The 15,757-nt window shown below is 43.4% G+C and carries 12 protein-coding genes; 11 read left to right on the top strand and 1 reads right to left on the bottom strand.

Features of this window, described 5'->3' with window-relative positions; translation table 11 throughout:
• The first annotated feature begins 61 nt into the window (after positions 1-61).
• The 6 genes from RB622_RS07405 to menD all read left to right on the top strand — a co-directional run bounded on the left by RB622_RS07405 (position 62) and on the right by menD (position 7,364).
• Positions 62-454: an START-like domain-containing protein gene (locus RB622_RS07405; RefSeq protein WP_308045918.1), complete on the top strand. Its 393-nt coding sequence runs from the start codon at positions 62-64 to the stop codon at positions 452-454.
• The gene (locus tag RB622_RS07400) at positions 454-1,956 is read left to right on the top strand and encodes an LptF/LptG family permease (protein ID WP_308045917.1); all 1,503 of its coding nucleotides are present in this window, start codon (positions 454-456) and stop codon (positions 1,954-1,956) included. The genes RB622_RS07405 and RB622_RS07400 overlap by 1 nt, the downstream gene beginning before the upstream one ends.
• Before the next feature lie 106 nt (positions 1,957-2,062).
• Positions 2,063-2,338, top strand: coding sequence for a 30S ribosomal protein S15 (gene rpsO / locus RB622_RS07395; RefSeq protein ID WP_149243904.1), 276 nt, complete (start codon positions 2,063-2,065; stop codon positions 2,336-2,338).
• A gap of 123 nt (positions 2,339-2,461) precedes the next feature.
• Complete coding sequence (gene pnp / locus RB622_RS07390; RefSeq protein WP_308045916.1) at positions 2,462-4,597, top strand: polyribonucleotide nucleotidyltransferase; 2,136 nt, start codon at positions 2,462-2,464, stop codon at positions 4,595-4,597.
• Positions 4,598-4,665: 68 nt separating this feature from the next.
• Complete coding sequence (locus tag RB622_RS07385) at positions 4,666-5,529, top strand: RNA polymerase sigma factor RpoD/SigA (protein WP_015810559.1); 864 nt, start codon at positions 4,666-4,668, stop codon at positions 5,527-5,529.
• 113 nt (positions 5,530-5,642) lie between these two features.
• The gene (gene menD / locus RB622_RS07380; RefSeq protein WP_308045915.1) at positions 5,643-7,364 is read left to right on the top strand and encodes a 2-succinyl-5-enolpyruvyl-6-hydroxy-3-cyclohexene-1-carboxylic-acid synthase; all 1,722 of its coding nucleotides are present in this window, start codon (positions 5,643-5,645) and stop codon (positions 7,362-7,364) included.
• Between the two features lies 1 nt (position 7,365).
• Here the strand turns inward: menD and RB622_RS07375 are convergent, their stop codons facing one another.
• Positions 7,366-8,358, bottom strand: coding sequence for a tetratricopeptide repeat protein (locus RB622_RS07375; RefSeq protein WP_308045914.1), 993 nt, complete (start codon positions 8,356-8,358; stop codon positions 7,366-7,368).
• A gap of 81 nt (positions 8,359-8,439) precedes the next feature.
• On the opposite strand from RB622_RS07375, the gene RB622_RS07370 reads away from it, so the two are divergent.
• The 5 genes from RB622_RS07370 (at position 8,440) to RB622_RS07350 (ending at position 15,755) form a co-directional block, all read left to right on the top strand.
• Positions 8,440-8,691: a hypothetical protein gene (locus RB622_RS07370; RefSeq protein WP_308045913.1), complete on the top strand. Its 252-nt coding sequence runs from the start codon at positions 8,440-8,442 to the stop codon at positions 8,689-8,691.
• Positions 8,692-8,860: 169 nt separating this feature from the next.
• On the top strand, positions 8,861-11,878 hold the full coding sequence (locus RB622_RS07365; RefSeq protein ID WP_308045912.1) for a tetratricopeptide repeat protein: 3,018 nt from the start codon (positions 8,861-8,863) through the stop codon (positions 11,876-11,878).
• 38 nt (positions 11,879-11,916) lie between these two features.
• Entirely contained in the window at positions 11,917-13,587 is a 1,671-nt protein-coding gene (locus RB622_RS07360; protein WP_308045911.1) for a TonB-dependent receptor, read from the top strand.
• Positions 13,588-13,617: 30 nt separating this feature from the next.
• Entirely contained in the window at positions 13,618-14,715 is a 1,098-nt protein-coding gene (locus RB622_RS07355; RefSeq protein WP_308045910.1) for an SPOR domain-containing protein, read from the top strand.
• Between the two features lie 113 nt (positions 14,716-14,828).
• Positions 14,829-15,755, top strand: coding sequence for a hypothetical protein (locus tag RB622_RS07350; RefSeq protein WP_308045909.1), 927 nt, complete (start codon positions 14,829-14,831; stop codon positions 15,753-15,755).
• Positions 15,756-15,757 lie beyond the last annotated feature (2 nt).

Below are 15,757 nucleotides of genomic sequence, written 5' to 3'. Positions count from 1 at the left end.
CAACTTTTAAGATCAGCAGGTTAACAATTTCGCAATGGAGAAACCCATAACCCCAGTAACAATGGAAAAATTTAAGTTTATTACTGAATTTGAATTACGATCGTCGCCAAAAGTTTTATTTCCATATATCTCCACGCCCTCAGGCCTGGAACAATGGTTTGCAGAAAAGGTAACCGTTTTACCCAATCAGCGATTCGATTTTCAATGGGATGGTGACAGCCATGTGGCCAAACAAACAGGATTAAGGATAAATAAGGCTGTCAAATTTGAATTTGAGAATACCAGTGAAGATGACCTGGATAATAATCATCTGGAAATAAAGCTGGAAGTCAGTGAATTGACACAAACAACGTTTTTACGCGTGGTCGATTATTCATCAAATAAGGATGAAGCTGAACTAATTTCGCTTTGGAATGGGTTTATGGATAATCTTAAAGAAATTGTCGGGAGTTGATGAAAAAGCTGGATAAGCTTATACTAATGTCCTTTTGGGGGCCATTTATAGTTACGATGTCGGTAGTGGTTTTCATATTTTTAATGAAAATCATGATTTTTTATATTGATGATTTTGTGTCGAAAGATCTGGGGCTGTGGGATTACGCACGGCTGTTCTTTTTCTTCAGTCTCATTACAGTCCCCACTGCGCTTCCGCTGGCCATGCTGCTGTCTTCACTGATGGCTTTCGGGAATCTTGGCGAGTTCTTTGAGCTCACGGCGATCAAAAGCGCCGGTATCTCTGTGGTGCGGGCCATGGCACCGTTGTTTATTGTGGCAGTGCTGGTCAGTATTTTTTCCTTCTATTTTAATGACCGGGTCTCGCCCTGGGCGAATTTAAAGGGTTATAGTTTACTCTATGACATCAAAACGACCAAGGCCACGCTTAAAATCAAAGAGGGGATATTCTATAATGATCTTCCGGGGTACAGCATTAAGGTCGATAAAAAAATGGCCGATGCACAGTCGATGAAGGGAATGGTTATTTACAAACACGATAACCGTTCGTACGAGCGCGGAAATACGCAGATCATTCTGGCAGATTCAGGTAAGATGTATACCATCAACGAAAACTCCAATCTGGTTATCGAATTGTATAGTGGCACGATGTATACGGAGGAAAATGACGCGGGAGGCGGAACACCGGCCTATATTTCACCGATGGCGTCGGGAGCGGCCAAGCCGGTAAGTTCGAAGTTTACAAGAAATGCGTTTGATCATTTTAAACTTGTGGAGAGTTTGTCGTCATTTGGCATGAGGCGTACGGATGAAGGGCAGTTCAAGTACCATGAGTTTATGAAAAATATTGATGATTTGAACCACACGGCTGATTCGATCAAGACTTCTTATAATGAAACAAAGAAGAATCTTTTACCGAACAGTCAGCAGTATTTCTCTTATAATTACAAACAGGGAACTGATAAAACACTCAAACCCGGGAAATGGATCGACTCCCTACTGACCCGTCCGGTGACTGACAGTTTAAAGAAAGAAATCCTGACAACTGCCAAAAGTTCGGCGGCCAGTATGCAGAGTTATGTAAAATCCAATCAGGATTACCTTCAGGCGAAATTAAAGGATGCCAGTAAATATGAACTGGAAAAACATCATAAATATACCAATGCGTTATCCTGTCTGATCATGTTTTTGATCGGTGCCCCGCTGGGCGCTATTATTAAAAAGGGAGGGTTTGGGGTGCCCGTTCTCGTGTCCGTGTTGTTTTTTATCCTGCTCTACGTCCTGATCAATCAGGGGGATAAGTGGGTGAAGGAGGGGTTGTTGAGTGTGCCCGTGGGGGCTTGGATGGCCAATACGGTTTTATTTATAGCCGGGGTTTATTTCATAGAGCGTGCCCGCAGCGACTCGCGTCTTTTTGATAAGGACGTTTATCAGATGCGTATCAAAAGAATTAAATCTTTTTTGGCAAGTAGATTTGGAAAAACGCGGCTTATCAATTCATAGTAAAATTATATTTTCGTTATATCAGGAATAATTCTTAATTTTGCGTCCTTGTTTTACAGCATAGTGCTGTAATTTATATTCATTTATTTAATCTGTTGTTACAATCATGTATTTAACTACGGAAAAGAAGAGAGAGATCTTCGAGACCAAAGGTTTTAAAAAAGAAGGCGGTGATACTGGATCTGCCGAGTCACAAATTGCTTTATTTACGTATCGTATCAATTATTTGAACGAACACTTGAAAACGCACAAAAAAGACAACGATACTCGTCTGGGTCTACTTAAAATGGTAGGTAAGCGCAGAAGATTATTGGATTATCTTTACAAAAACGACATCGCTCGTTACCGTGCGATTATCGCGGAATTGAACATTCGTAAGTAATTTACTAAATCAGGGAACTTGCCTTTACAGTAAGTTCCCTGATTTTTTGCGGAATTTAATCAGAAAATTATACAGGAAACGTTCTGGTGACGTTTTCACAGCTACCCAAACATTACATATTCTATGCTATTTAACATAGTGACCAAGACGATACCATTGCCTGATGGTAGAGAAATTACAATCGAAACAGGAAAATTAGCAAAACAGGCAGATGGATCAGTTGTGGTACGTATGGGTAATACCATGCTTTTAGCTACTGTTGTTGCCAATAAAGATATTAGAGAGGGGATCGATTTCTTGCCTCTTTCAGTGGATTATCAGGAGAAATTTGCTTCGGCAGGTAGAATTCCGGGTAGTTTTATGCGTCGTGAAGGTAAACTTTCTGACCATGAAGTATTGGTTAGCCGCTTGGTTGACCGCGTTCTTCGTCCTCTTTTCCCGGATGATTACCACGCAGAAATTCAGGTTAACCTGATGTTGATCTCAGCGGATGCGGAGGCTTTGCCAGATGCATTGGCTGCATTGGCTGCTTCGGCTGCGCTGGCTGCTTCTGATATTCCTTTCGGCGGACCTGTTTCTGAGGTTCGTGTGGCGAAAATTGACGGACAACTGGTCATTAACCCAGGCGCATCTGCGCTTGAGAATGCTACTTTGGAGCTTATGGTAGGTGCTACTTACCAGGATATCACCATGGTAGAAGGTGAAATGGACGAAGTTTCGGAAGAAGACGTGATCGAAGCCCTGAAATTTGCGCATGAAGTGATCAAACAACAGTGTCTTGCGATTCAGGAATTCGAAACGACTGTTGGGAATACGGTAAAAAGAGAATACGTAGGAGATGTACAGGATGAGGCGCTTGAAGCACGCGTTCGTACGTTCTGCTATGATAAGGTTTATGCCGTTGCCCAATTGGGTTCTAAAAACAAAAACGTTCGTAAAGAAGCTGCAAAAGCTGTTTTGGCGGAATTTTTGGAAACAATCGGTGAAGAAGAAGAAATTAATCTTGGTCTGGTAAAAAGATATTTCCACGACCTGGAATACGATGCATCACGTCGTTTGGTACTTGACGAAAGAAAACGTCTTGACGGTCGTGCACTGGATGAAGTTCGTCCTATCGCGTCAGAAATTGACTTCTTGCCAAATGCACACGGTTCTGCCTTGTTTACCCGCGGGGAAACACAGTCATTAACCACGGTGACATTGGGTACGAAAAACGATGAGCAAATCATTGATACGCCTTTGAAATATGGTTACAGCAAGTTCTTGCTTCACTATAACTTCCCGGGCTTCTCCACAGGTGAAGTAAAACCAAACCGCGGACCAGGGCGTCGTGAAGTAGGTCACGGAAACCTTGCTTTGCGTGCTTTGAAAAAAGTATTGCCTGCGGTTGAAGATAATCCATACACCATCCGCATCGTGTCTGATATCCTTGAATCAAATGGTTCGTCATCTATGGCAACGGTTTGTGCCGGTTCTTTGGCGCTTATGGACTCAGGGTTGAAAATCAAGGCGCCTGTGTCAGGAATTGCCATGGGATTGATCTCGGATGAAAAAACAGGCCAATACGCTGTGCTTTCAGATATCCTTGGGGATGAAGATCACCTGGGTGACATGGATTTCAAGGTGACTGGTACTGAAAAAGGTATCACGGCCTGCCAGATGGATATTAAAGTAAATGGTCTTTCGTTTGAAGTATTGTCAGAAGCGTTATTACAGGCAAAAGCCGGCCGTCTGCACATTCTTGGCGAAATGAACAAAACGATTACAGAATCACGTGCTGAACTGAAACCGCATACACCGCGCGCTGTCATTATCAAAATTGACCGTGAGATGATTGGTGCGGTAATCGGGCCAGGTGGTAAAGTTGTTCAGGATATTCAGAAAGAATCCGGTGCTACTGTTTCTATTGAAGAAAAAGATGGTGCAGGATTTGTAAGTATATTTTCGGCAGACAAGACTTCCATGGATAAAGCGGTTGCCAGAATTCGCGGAATCATTCTTGTTCCTGAAATAGGCGAGGTTTATTCAGGTAAGGTGAAGTCTATCATGCCGTTTGGCGCGTTCGTTGAATTCCTGCCAGGAAAAGACGGATTGCTTCATATTTCGGAGATTAAGTGGGAGCGTATTGAAAATATGGATGGTGTTCTCGAAGTGGGAGAGGAAGTTCAGGTAAAATTGGTTGAAGTTGACAAAAAAACAGGTAAATACCGGTTGTCACGCAAAGTATTACTTCCAAAACCAGAGAACAAAAACGCATAAAAATGTGTTTTCATCAACAAGGGCATTTGTAAATGTCGTTATTTATACATATTAATATTTGAATTTAGATGAGACAGCTAAAGATCAGTAAGCAAATTACCAACCGTGAAAGTCAGTCGTTAGATAAATACTTGCAGGAAATCGGGAAGGTAGATTTGTTAACGCCGGATGAGGAAGTGACGTTAGCTCAGAAAATACGGGACGGTGACCAACTTGCGTTGGAAAGGTTGACAAAGGCAAACTTGCGTTTTGTGGTTTCGGTAGCGAAACAGTATCAGAATCAAGGGCTTTCTTTGGGCGACCTAATCAATGAAGGTAATTTGGGGTTGATTAAAGCTGCGCAGCGTTTCGACGAAACGCGTGGTTTTAAGTTCATTTCTTATGCTGTATGGTGGATTCGCCAGTCTATTCTTCAGGCGCTTGCTGAGCAGTCACGTATTGTACGTCTTCCGCTAAACCGGGTAGGTTCTTTAAATAAAATATCAAAGACTTTCTCTGAACTAGAACAGCGTTTCGAGCGTGAGCCTTCTCCTGAGGAGCTTGCCGAAGTGCTTGAAATCTCTTCTTCTGAGGTTGTTGATACCATGAAAATCTCGGGACGTCACGTATCCATGGATGCGCCGTTCGTTCAGGGTGAAGAAAACAGCTTGCTTGACGTTCTTGAAAATGATTTGGAAGACAAACCAGATTCCGGTTTGGTGAACGAATCATTGCGTAAAGAGGTTCAGCGTGCACTTTGTACTTTGACGCAGAGAGAAGCAGACGTTATTGCCCTTTATTTCGGCTTAAATGGCGAGCATGCGATGACTTTGGAGGAGATTGGGGAGAAGTTCAACCTAACCCGCGAACGCGTGCGTCAGATCAAAGAAAAGGCTATTCGCAGATTGCGTCACGTGTCAAGAAGCAAGGCTTTGAAAACTTATTTAGGATAAGTTAAAGAAAGTTAAAAAGTGAATACAGGGATTTTCATCGGTTTTGAAAATCCCTTCTTATATCAGAAATTTAAAATGGCCTCTTTTTGAGGCTATTTTTGTATACGAACAAAATGGCACTATTACAGCCCTTAACAGATTTAGCCGAAATATGCTACGCCCACGGCATGCGGCATGTGGTGATATCGCCCGGATCCAGAAGTGCGGCTTTAACCCTCGCTTTTGCACGCCATGAGGGCTTTAAAAAGCACGTGGTGATGGATGAGAGGTCTGCGGGTTTTATCGCCCTTGGAATGGCTCAGCAATTGAAGGCCCCGGTGATTTTGATCTGTACTTCCGGAAGTGCTGCCTACAATTACGCACCAGCCGTGACAGAAGCTTTCTTTCAGCAAATATCTTTACTGATATTAACCGCCGATCGTCCCTTAGAATGGGTTCACCAGCTGGATGGACAGACAATTTATCAGACTGATATTTACGGAAAACATGTAAAAAAATCCTTTGCAATTCCGTCTGATTACACGCACCAGGATGCCCGTTGGATGATCAACCGGACAGTCAATGAAGCGGCTATTCTAACGCACTCGAAACCCTTCGGTCCGGTGCACATTAATGTGCCCATCCGGGAACCTTTTTATCCGTCAGAAGGTGAGAAAATTTCGGTTTCTCAGGCTATAAGAGTAGTCAGAAAAACGGAATCGGAAGCGATTTTGTCCGTTGAAACCTGGCATGATCTATTGAATGCCTGGGATGATTTTGACCGGATTTTGATCGCAGGCGGACAGCATCGAAGCGATGAAAGGCTGAATACAGCGCTGGCTAAAATCTCGGAAGAACTGGATATTCCTGTTCTTGGAGACAGTCTGGCCAACCAAAAGGGATATCCGGATTTTTTAACGTACCAGGATGTCTTTTTACCTCATGCTAACACCGATAACTTACGTCCGGATTTGCTCATTACCTACGGGTTGTCTTTCATCTCAAAAGCTTTCAAACAATTTTTACAGAAAAATCCGGCGATACAACACTGGCATATCAGCGAAGACAGCCATTTGGTTGATACTTTTCATTCGATAACACACCAGATTCCTGTTTCTGCTGAATATTTTTTCGAAAACTTATTTGAGAAGATTGATTATCAGTTGTTTGTTCAGGGTTCTGATCCGGAAAATGACTCGTCTTACAAGGCCTTATGGAAGCAAAATGATGCAAAGTCAGCGGCAGTTTTAGGTCAATATTTGAATAATCTATCAATGTTAAATGATCTAACATCTGTTAATTTACTCATTAATTCACTTCCTGACGGAGCTCAGCTCCACATTGCCAACAGCATGCCCATCCGGTATGTAAATGCTTTGGGAAATCGGGTTTCTCGGCTCGAAATTTTTGCAAACCGGGGTACAAGTGGTATTGATGGTTGCGTGAGCACTGCCATCGGCGCAGCCATGATTACCAGCAAACCGGTGTATTTACTGGTCGGCGACGTGGCGTTTTTGTATGACCGGAACGGACTGCTGATCCAGCCGTTACCAGACAATTTAAAGATCTTTGTACTGAATAATAGTGGGGGGAACATATTCCGGATGATCGATGGTCCGGCGGCTTTGCCTGAGCTCGAAAATTACTTTGAGACAAGGCACACCTTTACAGCAAAAAGGACGTCTGAAGATTCCCATATTACCTACTTTGAAGCAGGTAATATGGGATCATTTCAGGATGTGCTACCTGCCTTTTTACAGACGGATAAAATAAGTGTTCTGGAAGTGTTTACAGATCCGGTTGAGAACGCAAAAGCCTGGAAAGGACTGAAAAGTTATGTAGGTGAAAATTGGTAAATTACTTGCAGTTTTTAGCCAGCTCTTCTTTCGCGACTGAATCTTTAAGTACGACGCCTTTTTTCCAGACCTCGCAGGCTTTGGCCTTATTGTTCTGGCTGTAATAGAGACGGCCTGTAAAGCCATAGAGCAACTCCACCGGTTCGGCGAGCGCTATGGCTTTATTCATTTCAGCAAGGGCCTTCTCCGGCTCATTACTGGCCTGGTAATAAAGCCCCAGATTACGCAGTGCGTAGCCATTATCAGGCTGCGCTTCCAATGTCCTGTCTATGAGCTTTTTTGCTTCGTTTAAGGCGCCTGTTTGGATCAGGACGTAGCCTTTGTTGTTTAACGCCAAAGGATCGGCAGGATTGAAATTCAGGATCCTGTCAAAATAGAAAACCGCATCTTTCCAGTTCTTGTTGTTTGTGGCAATCAGCCCCAGGTTGTTGAGGGCTTCCGGCTGAGCGGGGTTAAGTTTAATCGCAGCTACAAAATCTTCCTTTGCCAGGGGATAGGAGTGGAGCTTGTAATAGACCGCGCCCCGGTTTACAAACGCTTCAACATTTTTTGGATCAAGCGAAATGGATTTGTCAAAATCTGCAAGTGCTTCCGATGTCCGGCTGACGGCGTCCATCAGATTGCCTCGGATCAGAAAATATTTTGATGAGTCGGCGTATTCTTTTGAAATTTTTTTCAAATCTTCTTCCGCTCCTTTAAAATCACCCAAACGGAGCAAAGATTCGGATCTGACGAGATTTGCCTGTACCAATGTTGGGTCCAGGTTGATTGCTTCTGTCAAAACCTCGCGAGCATCACTTATTTTGCCTATTTTCATTAATGCAATGGCTTTGTTTAGGTATGCATCCGGGAAATCCTGATTTTTGGCAATGGCTTCATCGTACAGACGAATGGCCTCGGTATAATTGTTTTTTTTTAAAGCTACATTCGCTTTTAAAAAAAAGTCGGCCGAATCTTTTTTATCCTGACCACTACAAGATAAAATATTTAGCACTATAAAAATTAGCAAACTATGTTTTAGCAATGAATTCATCCCAATTTTCTATTGATTACTTTTGCAAAAATTTTTTTACCTATGCGATACATTAAAGACATTCCCCATCAACAATTCAAGATTAGTATTTACCAATGGAACAATAAGTACATTATTAAGATCGAAGCCGGTATGTTCGAGCAAACTTACAAAATCGATGAATACGAGATTACAAACCTTGAAGAAATCGAAAAATGTATGGATGTGCCGTTTCTAACGAAAGTCGCGGGCAGGTTCGAGGCTATGCAAGGCGATTTTGGCGATACATTGCAGCGTAACGACGTTGTATTCTAGTCCTTAGGACACGGGAAAGAATATCATTTAACATCAATTATACGGTTTGCAAGGCCTTTACGTTAACTACCAAATAAATATCAGCAGGTAACAGCCGCATGGCTTTGTCTTTACATTATTTATGATTAAACAGATTAAATCACCTCAGAAATCCACAAAACTAACCCCTATGCTTTTAAAACATGGCACTTACGCGCTCGGTTTAGGCTTATGTGTGGGTTCGTATTCGGTTAATGCTCAGAGCACATTGAGTTATACGGAACCGGAAGCGCACTTTCGCAATGGTCTTGAATATTATGAAAAATCCAATTTCGTCGCTGCCAGACAGGAATTCGGAGAATATCTCAATACGAATGATAAACTCCTTAGTACCAGTGATTATAACAAAGTCACGGCAGAATATTACGTGGCAGTCACGGGATTATACCTTAATTATCCGGAAGCGGAAGTTCAGGTGGATCGTTTTGTAAGAAACCATACCGAACATCCCAAGGCCCAACAGATCTACGGCGACCTTGGCCGTTATTATTACGAAGCAGGGCAGTATGATAAAGCGATCACCTACCTTGAAAAGGCTGTAAAGCTTCCTGGTAATGGCGGCAAGAAGATGGAGAACACGTATCAGCTAGCCATGGCCTATTACAATACCAAACAGCCGGACGCCGCTTTACCGTTGTTTAACGAGGTAAAAAAAGACCCATCGTTTGCCAACGCAGGAGACGCGGCATACTATGCTGGGGTAATCAATTACCAGAAAAACAATTTTGAAGAAGCCTACCAGGATTTTTTACAGGTAGAAAACCATCCTTACTACAAAGAGGAAGCTCCAAACTGGATTATTTCTTCTCTCTATCAGCTAAAACAATACGATAAGTTATTAGCATATGGGGAGAAAATTCTCGCTCAGCAACGCGGCGGAACAAAGATTGCCGAAGTAGCATTGTATGTCGCAGAGGTTTACTATGAAAAAGGGGACTACGCTGCGGCCGCAAAAGCCTACGAGCGGTACAATAAAATGAAAGCCGGATCAGTTCCTCCATCTGTTGCTTTACATTACGGACACTCTTTGTTTCGTACAAACAATTATCAGGGAACAATTTCCACACTTAAGGGCGTTTCTGCTGGCAAGGACTCTGTATCGCAGTACTCTTCATATCTACTGGGAATCAGTTATTTAAAGACTAGTAATTTAAGTTATGCTTTAACAGCACTGGACAACGCAGCACGGTTAGACTTCAATCAGGTGGTGAAAGAAGAAGCCACTTATAATCATGCGAAAGTGCAATTGGATCTTGGCAACAACAATGACGCTGTTAAGGAATTCAACGCGTTCATTGCTAAATATCCTAATAGCAAACATCAGGAGGAAGCGTCGGAACTTGTGGCAGAAGGTTATTCAGGAGCAAGCAATAATCTTGGTGCCATCACCTACATCGAAGGCCTGCCAAAAAGGAATACGAAAATCAATACCACCTATCAGCGGCTTACTTTCAACCAGGGTGTTGTTGAGTTTAACCAGGAGCGCTTCGAACAGGCACTGGCCCTTTTCAATAAGTCGATCAAATTCCCGGTTGATGAAGACATTTTCCTGGCGGCCACTTTCTACAAGGCAGAAGCGAATACGGGCTTGAAAAAAATGGATGATGCGGTTTCCATTTACACGCAGCTTTCCAAGAATTCCAAAGCAGGCATTTATGCAAGGAAAAGTTTGTACGCGTTGGGTTACGTTTATTATAACCAAAAAAAATACAGCCAGGCGCTGGGCTACTACCGGGACTTTGTAAGTAATACCGAGGGGATGGAGGCGAATATTATCGAAGATGCCCACGTTCGTCTGGCCGACTGTTACCTGGCTGCCAAAAACTACAATGAGGCGATCAGTGTGTATGACAAAGTTTCGGCGAAAGGGAAGATCGATAAAGATTATGCCTTGTTCCAGAAAGCACGTGCCTATGTGTACATGAATAAGGAACAGGATGCCCGCCGTCAGTTTGAGCAGCTGATCAGCCAGTTTCCTGGCTCGCGTTATCTGGACGATACCTATTTCCAACTGGCCGATATCGATTTCAAAAACGGAAGTTATTCTGCTGCGGTTAAGGGTTTTACGCGTATGATCAACGAAAAACCGAAAAGTTATCTGATCCCGGCTGCTCTTTTACGCCGTGCGCAGTCCTACTATAACTTGCAGGTTTATGAGCAGGCGATCGTCGATTTCCGCAAGATCCTTTCTGAATATTCCGACTCTCCATCGGCGAGCAGCGCGTTGGAAGGTATCCAGGAAAGTTATACCGCAGTAGGCCGTCCGGAGGAATTCACGCAGATACTTGGTGTGGTTAGAAAAAATAATCCTGGTAACGACAAACTGGAAGAAGTTGAATTTGATAACGTGCGTAACCTTTATTATGCTGAAAAATACGAAAATGCAAAGCAGGCATTGCTTGAATTCCTGAACAGCTATCCATCCAGCAAACATCAGTATGATGCCCGTTATTTCGTGGCGGCTTCGTTTGACAAGACCGGAAATGTGGGAGAAGCTTTGAAGTATTACGGCAAGGTGGTTCAGGAAAACCGTTCACAATATGTGGCGGCCGCCGCGCAGCGTTCGGCAGAACTTGAAATTGGCCGTGGCAACTTTAACAATGCCGTTACCAATTTCAGAGTGCTTTTGCGTAATTCTGAAAACAAGAAGGAGCAGGCGCAGGCATGGATCGGGTTGATGGACACCTATTACAACTTAAAAAGCTACGATTCAACGCTTTATTATGCCAAAGAAGTGGTGAATGCAGGGAATGTCGTTCCGGGCGGATTGGGTAAAGCTCAACTTTATTTAGGTAAGGTTCCTTATGAAAAAGGGGATTTGAACAAAGCATTGGAAGAATTCAAGAAACTGGCGGGCAGCTCAAAAGATGAGTATGGAGCTGAAGCCAATTACATGGTTGCGACGATTTTATTTAAAAATAGGAAATATAAAGAGGCAGAAACGGCTATTCTGGACATGAGCAAGACCTTCGAGGGTTTTGATTTCTGGCGGGTTCGTTCATTTATATTGCTTGCGGATGTTTACATGGGCATGAAAGAAGTTGGGCAGGCAAAAGCAACGCTGACCTCCATTATTGAAAATTCAGATGATCAGGAAGCCGTGACCCTTGCAAAAGCGAAACTGGCCCAGTTTGAAAAACAAAAATGATAAAATCCTGTCGAAGCAAACAGCAAAAAATATTTCTTATGACGCATTCAAGAACAATTCGTACATCCATATTTTTATTGACACTGGGTTTTTCCGGTCCTTTGGCACTAGCCCAGAGAGGAGAAATCGAGAGTCAGACCTATGAAATCGTGAAGGAAAAGAGCATTGAGTTTGCCCCTGCAAACCGGCTTTTTGATAAAGTGCAGCCTTTTCCGGGAACGACTAAAGAGAAGAAAGTTAACTACCAGATCCTGGATCCGCAGATTAACATCGCTTCGCCGAAGCTGACGCCGACTGTGGCTACTTCATCTGATGAAAAAGAGCGTCAGGATAAGCCTGATGTTTTGAATAACTATATTAAACTAGGCGCCGGTAACTACGGCCGTTTCCTGGGCGAGGCCTTTGTAAGTGGAAAACGTGCAGAAGACCTGGTTTTCACGGGACAGGTAAAACATTTGTCGGCAGGCCACGGTCCGGTAGATGGTAAAAATTCAGCAAATGCCGCCACGAATATTAAGGTGGGAGGGAAATATATCATGAGCACCTACAAAGTGGACGGATCGCTCGAATATGACCGCAAGAATTATTACTTCTACGGGTACAAGCCGCAACCGGAATCTTATGTGGTAAAAAGAGACAGTCTGCGCCAGACGATCAACCAGTTTGGATTCAATCTGGGCTTTGAAAATACGGATCCTTCGGTTGCCGTAGATTATTCGGTAAAGACGAGTCTGAATACTTTGAAGGACCGTTATGAGGCTTCCGAGCTTGACTGGGGAACAACACTGCTAGCTTCTGTTCCAATCTCTGAGTCGTTTTACGCACAGCTTGAAGCCGGCGCGTTTATTTCGCAGCGCGTTGATGCTTTAACATACAACCGTAATTTATACCGTGTTAAACCGACCTTTAAATATACTTCTGACATATTTACCGTAACAGCGGGGGTGAATGCAGTAAACCAAACGGACAATCAGTTGAACATTAACAAAACCAGAGCCTATCCCGTATTGAACATTGATGTAAACCCGATCAGCGGAGTACATATCTTCGGGGGCTGGAATGGTGATGTGGTGCGTAATACGTTAAAGAGTATGCTGGGCGAAAATCAATGGCTGGGGCCTAACGTGTTGATTGTAAACACGGAAAAGACGGCTGATTTGTTTGCCGGGGTGAAGGGAGAGGTTGCCGGAGGGTTTAATTATGAAGGTAAAGTTTCTTATACCCATTATCGTAATTTTTACAACTTTAACAACGCTTTGGTTGATACGTCCAAGTTCTCGATCATCTACGATCCTGCGAAGACAAAGGTGTTAAACATTTCAGGACAAGCAGGTTATGCCTTTAATGATTTATTCAAGAGTTCGTTAAAGGTTAACTACTACGATTACGCGATGGGTTCTGTGGAAGAAGCATGGCACCGCCCGGACCTGACGTTAAACTGGTTTAACGCTTTGACGATTAGTAAAAAATTATTCGTTACCGCGGATTTTTATATGCTGAGAGGAATAAAAGCGAAAAATTTTCAGACCGGAGTTGTTACAAAATTGCCTGTAATTGCTGACCTGAATTTGAAGATTGATTATCTGTTAACCAGGAACTTCTCTGCCTTTGTAGCCATCAATAACCTGTTTGGAAAGGAGTACCAGCGTTACCAGTACTACCCGCAGCAGGGGTTGAACTTTGTTGGAGGATTGTCATTTTCTTTTTAACTTCGCTTTGTTCATCACAAAATACGCTTCATGATCGCTGTTGAAACTGTAATAAGAAAATTGGTAAGTGACTACGAATTTGTAATCATACCAGGCTTTGGGGCACTGCTTTCGCACCAGGCTCAGGCATTTTATAATGCCGAGACGGGTGTATTCTCTCCTCCTAACAAGAGGTTGGCATTCAACGAGTTCCTTAAACTGGATGATGGGTTACTGGCTAATTTCATTTCCCGCCATGAGCAGATCACCCACGCAGAAGCGGTGGCTTATGTAAGGAATTATACAGACAGGCTCCGTGCTTCTTTGCAGGCAACGGAACGTGCGATTATCGAAGGCATCGGTGAATTCAAAATGAATATTGAGGGTAAACTGGTTTTTGAGCCTAATACTGAAAAGTACTTTAAGGACGAATGGTACGGTTTCAGAAGCACAACAGCCAAACTGGCTGAGAAAAAGGCATCTGTTATCGCCATGCCGGTTGTGGACGTGCACGACGATCACGTTGAAGTACTGGAAGAAGAAGAAGTTAAAATGTTCAGAACAAACTGGATAGGATGGGCTTCTGCTGCCATGATCGCGGGTATCATGTGTTATTTTAGCTTGTTTTTTGTTTCATCGAATGGTGAAAACAAGAGTACGTTAAACCCTTTCACGAGTTTGTTTGAAAAAATGAGCTATGCTTCTGCGGAGAAAACGGTGAAAAAGGCCGCTCCTTTTGCTGAACGTAAAGTGGTGTATGTGGTTAAGAAAGCCGCTGTTCAGCCTGTCGTTGTGGAAGAGACGCCGGTAGTGAAGGAATCAGTGGCAATTGAAAAAACAGCACCGCCAGCCGAAGTTAAAAAAGAAACCGTGGCACCGATCGCAGCCGTTGCGCCGGTTGTTTCTGCCAGCAAACAGTATTTTCTGATCGCGGGAACTTTCAAAGGAAGCAGGCAAGCGAATGTATTGCTGGAAGATCTGAAGAAAAAAGGATTTACTGAGGCGGTGGTTATCGACGCAGATCAATACAGCAACAAGTACAAAGTTGCCGTTCAAAGTTTCGAGCTCGAGGGAGATGCCTACCGTGCTTCTTCAAAACTGAAAAAGGTGATTGGCGAAGAAGGCTGGGTTTTCAGAAAGAGACAATGAAAGTTTAAGATAGAAAATAGAAAGAAGGAGCCTCGAAAAGGCTCCTTCTTTTGTTATTATACGAAAATGACATAATTTTACGTTCAACACAAAATCACAAACGAATCAAATCAATGTTTGAATTACAAGCAGAAGATCGTCGGCGAATAGCAGTATCCTGGGCTATGTCTTTTGGTATTACCATTGCTTTGCTGGGTGTATTTTTCTTTATACGCCTGAGCAGCTCGGTACCGAAAGTTGAGCCGATGGAGCTTTTTGTTGAAGTTAATTATGGTACCAGTAAAGTGGGAAAAGGGGATATCCAGACCTACAACAAGCCGAGCAATTCCAAGGTGCGGGAGAATATGCGTGCGGAAGCGGAAGAGACGAAAGAAAGAAAATCTGTCGCTACGCCGAAACCAACGCCACCGACCCCACCGAAAATAGAGTCTGTTAAGCCGACTAAAACGGTTGCTGAAAAACCTGCGATCACATCGAAAGTGGAAAGCCCGGTAGAAGCGCCTGAAAAGACAGACGTGAAAAAATCGACAGGTAGTGTGTCTTCGTCGACACCGGTATCCAAACCGGCTCCCGAGAAGGCTGTTAACAAAGACGCCCTTTTTACGAAATCTTCCGGAAGCAAATCGGGGAGTAATGGCACCAACGGAACTAAAAGCGGGGTTGGCGGAAACAATAACGGCGACGATGCAGAAGGCCTTGGTGATAAAGGAGCCAAATCAGGCAGTTTATTTGCAAAAACATACAAAGGTGAAGGCGGTGGCGGTGGAACGGCTGTGGGGCTAAGTTTATCGGGCTGGAAGTGGTCCAGACGTCCGGTTGTGAATGATAAGTCTGATGCCACAGGATCAATCACTTTTAAAATCACCGTGGATAAGAATGGCCGGGTGAAAAATATCATCACGCAAAGCACTACGGTGACCGACTATGCGGTGGTTAACCAGTACCGGAGCGCAGTTCGTGAGCTTACTTTTATTTCCCAGTCATCCAATGTTCCGGAAGAGTCAACCGGCACGATCACTTTCAAAATCAGTTCGCAGTAATA

The organism is Dyadobacter sp. LHD-138, from assembly GCF_030929615.1.
Taxonomy (GTDB): domain Bacteria; phylum Bacteroidota; class Bacteroidia; order Cytophagales; family Spirosomataceae; genus Dyadobacter.
Note: the sequence above shows the minus strand (reverse complement) of the source record. Positions and strands in the feature narration are given on the sequence as shown.

What these genes read in the sequence shown, in the direction of transcription:
- RB622_RS07405 (WP_308045918.1), top strand. Translation starts at nt 62, where the DNA reads ATGGAAAAATTTAAGTTTATTACTGAATTTGAATTACGATCGTCGCCA.
- RB622_RS07400 (WP_308045917.1), top strand. Translation starts at nt 454, where the DNA reads ATGAAAAAGCTGGATAAGCTTATACTAATGTCCTTTTGGGGGCCATTT.
- rpsO (WP_149243904.1), top strand. Translation starts at nt 2,063, where the DNA reads ATGTATTTAACTACGGAAAAGAAGAGAGAGATCTTCGAGACCAAAGGT.
- pnp (WP_308045916.1), top strand. Translation starts at nt 2,462, where the DNA reads ATGCTATTTAACATAGTGACCAAGACGATACCATTGCCTGATGGTAGA.
- RB622_RS07385 (WP_015810559.1), top strand. Translation starts at nt 4,666, where the DNA reads ATGAGACAGCTAAAGATCAGTAAGCAAATTACCAACCGTGAAAGTCAG.
- menD (WP_308045915.1), top strand. Translation starts at nt 5,643, where the DNA reads ATGGCACTATTACAGCCCTTAACAGATTTAGCCGAAATATGCTACGCC.
- RB622_RS07370 (WP_308045913.1), top strand. Translation starts at nt 8,440, where the DNA reads ATGCGATACATTAAAGACATTCCCCATCAACAATTCAAGATTAGTATT.
- RB622_RS07365 (WP_308045912.1), top strand. Translation starts at nt 8,861, where the DNA reads ATGCTTTTAAAACATGGCACTTACGCGCTCGGTTTAGGCTTATGTGTG.
- RB622_RS07360 (WP_308045911.1), top strand. Translation starts at nt 11,917, where the DNA reads ATGACGCATTCAAGAACAATTCGTACATCCATATTTTTATTGACACTG.
- RB622_RS07355 (WP_308045910.1), top strand. Translation starts at nt 13,618, where the DNA reads ATGATCGCTGTTGAAACTGTAATAAGAAAATTGGTAAGTGACTACGAA.
- RB622_RS07350 (WP_308045909.1), top strand. Translation starts at nt 14,829, where the DNA reads ATGTTTGAATTACAAGCAGAAGATCGTCGGCGAATAGCAGTATCCTGG.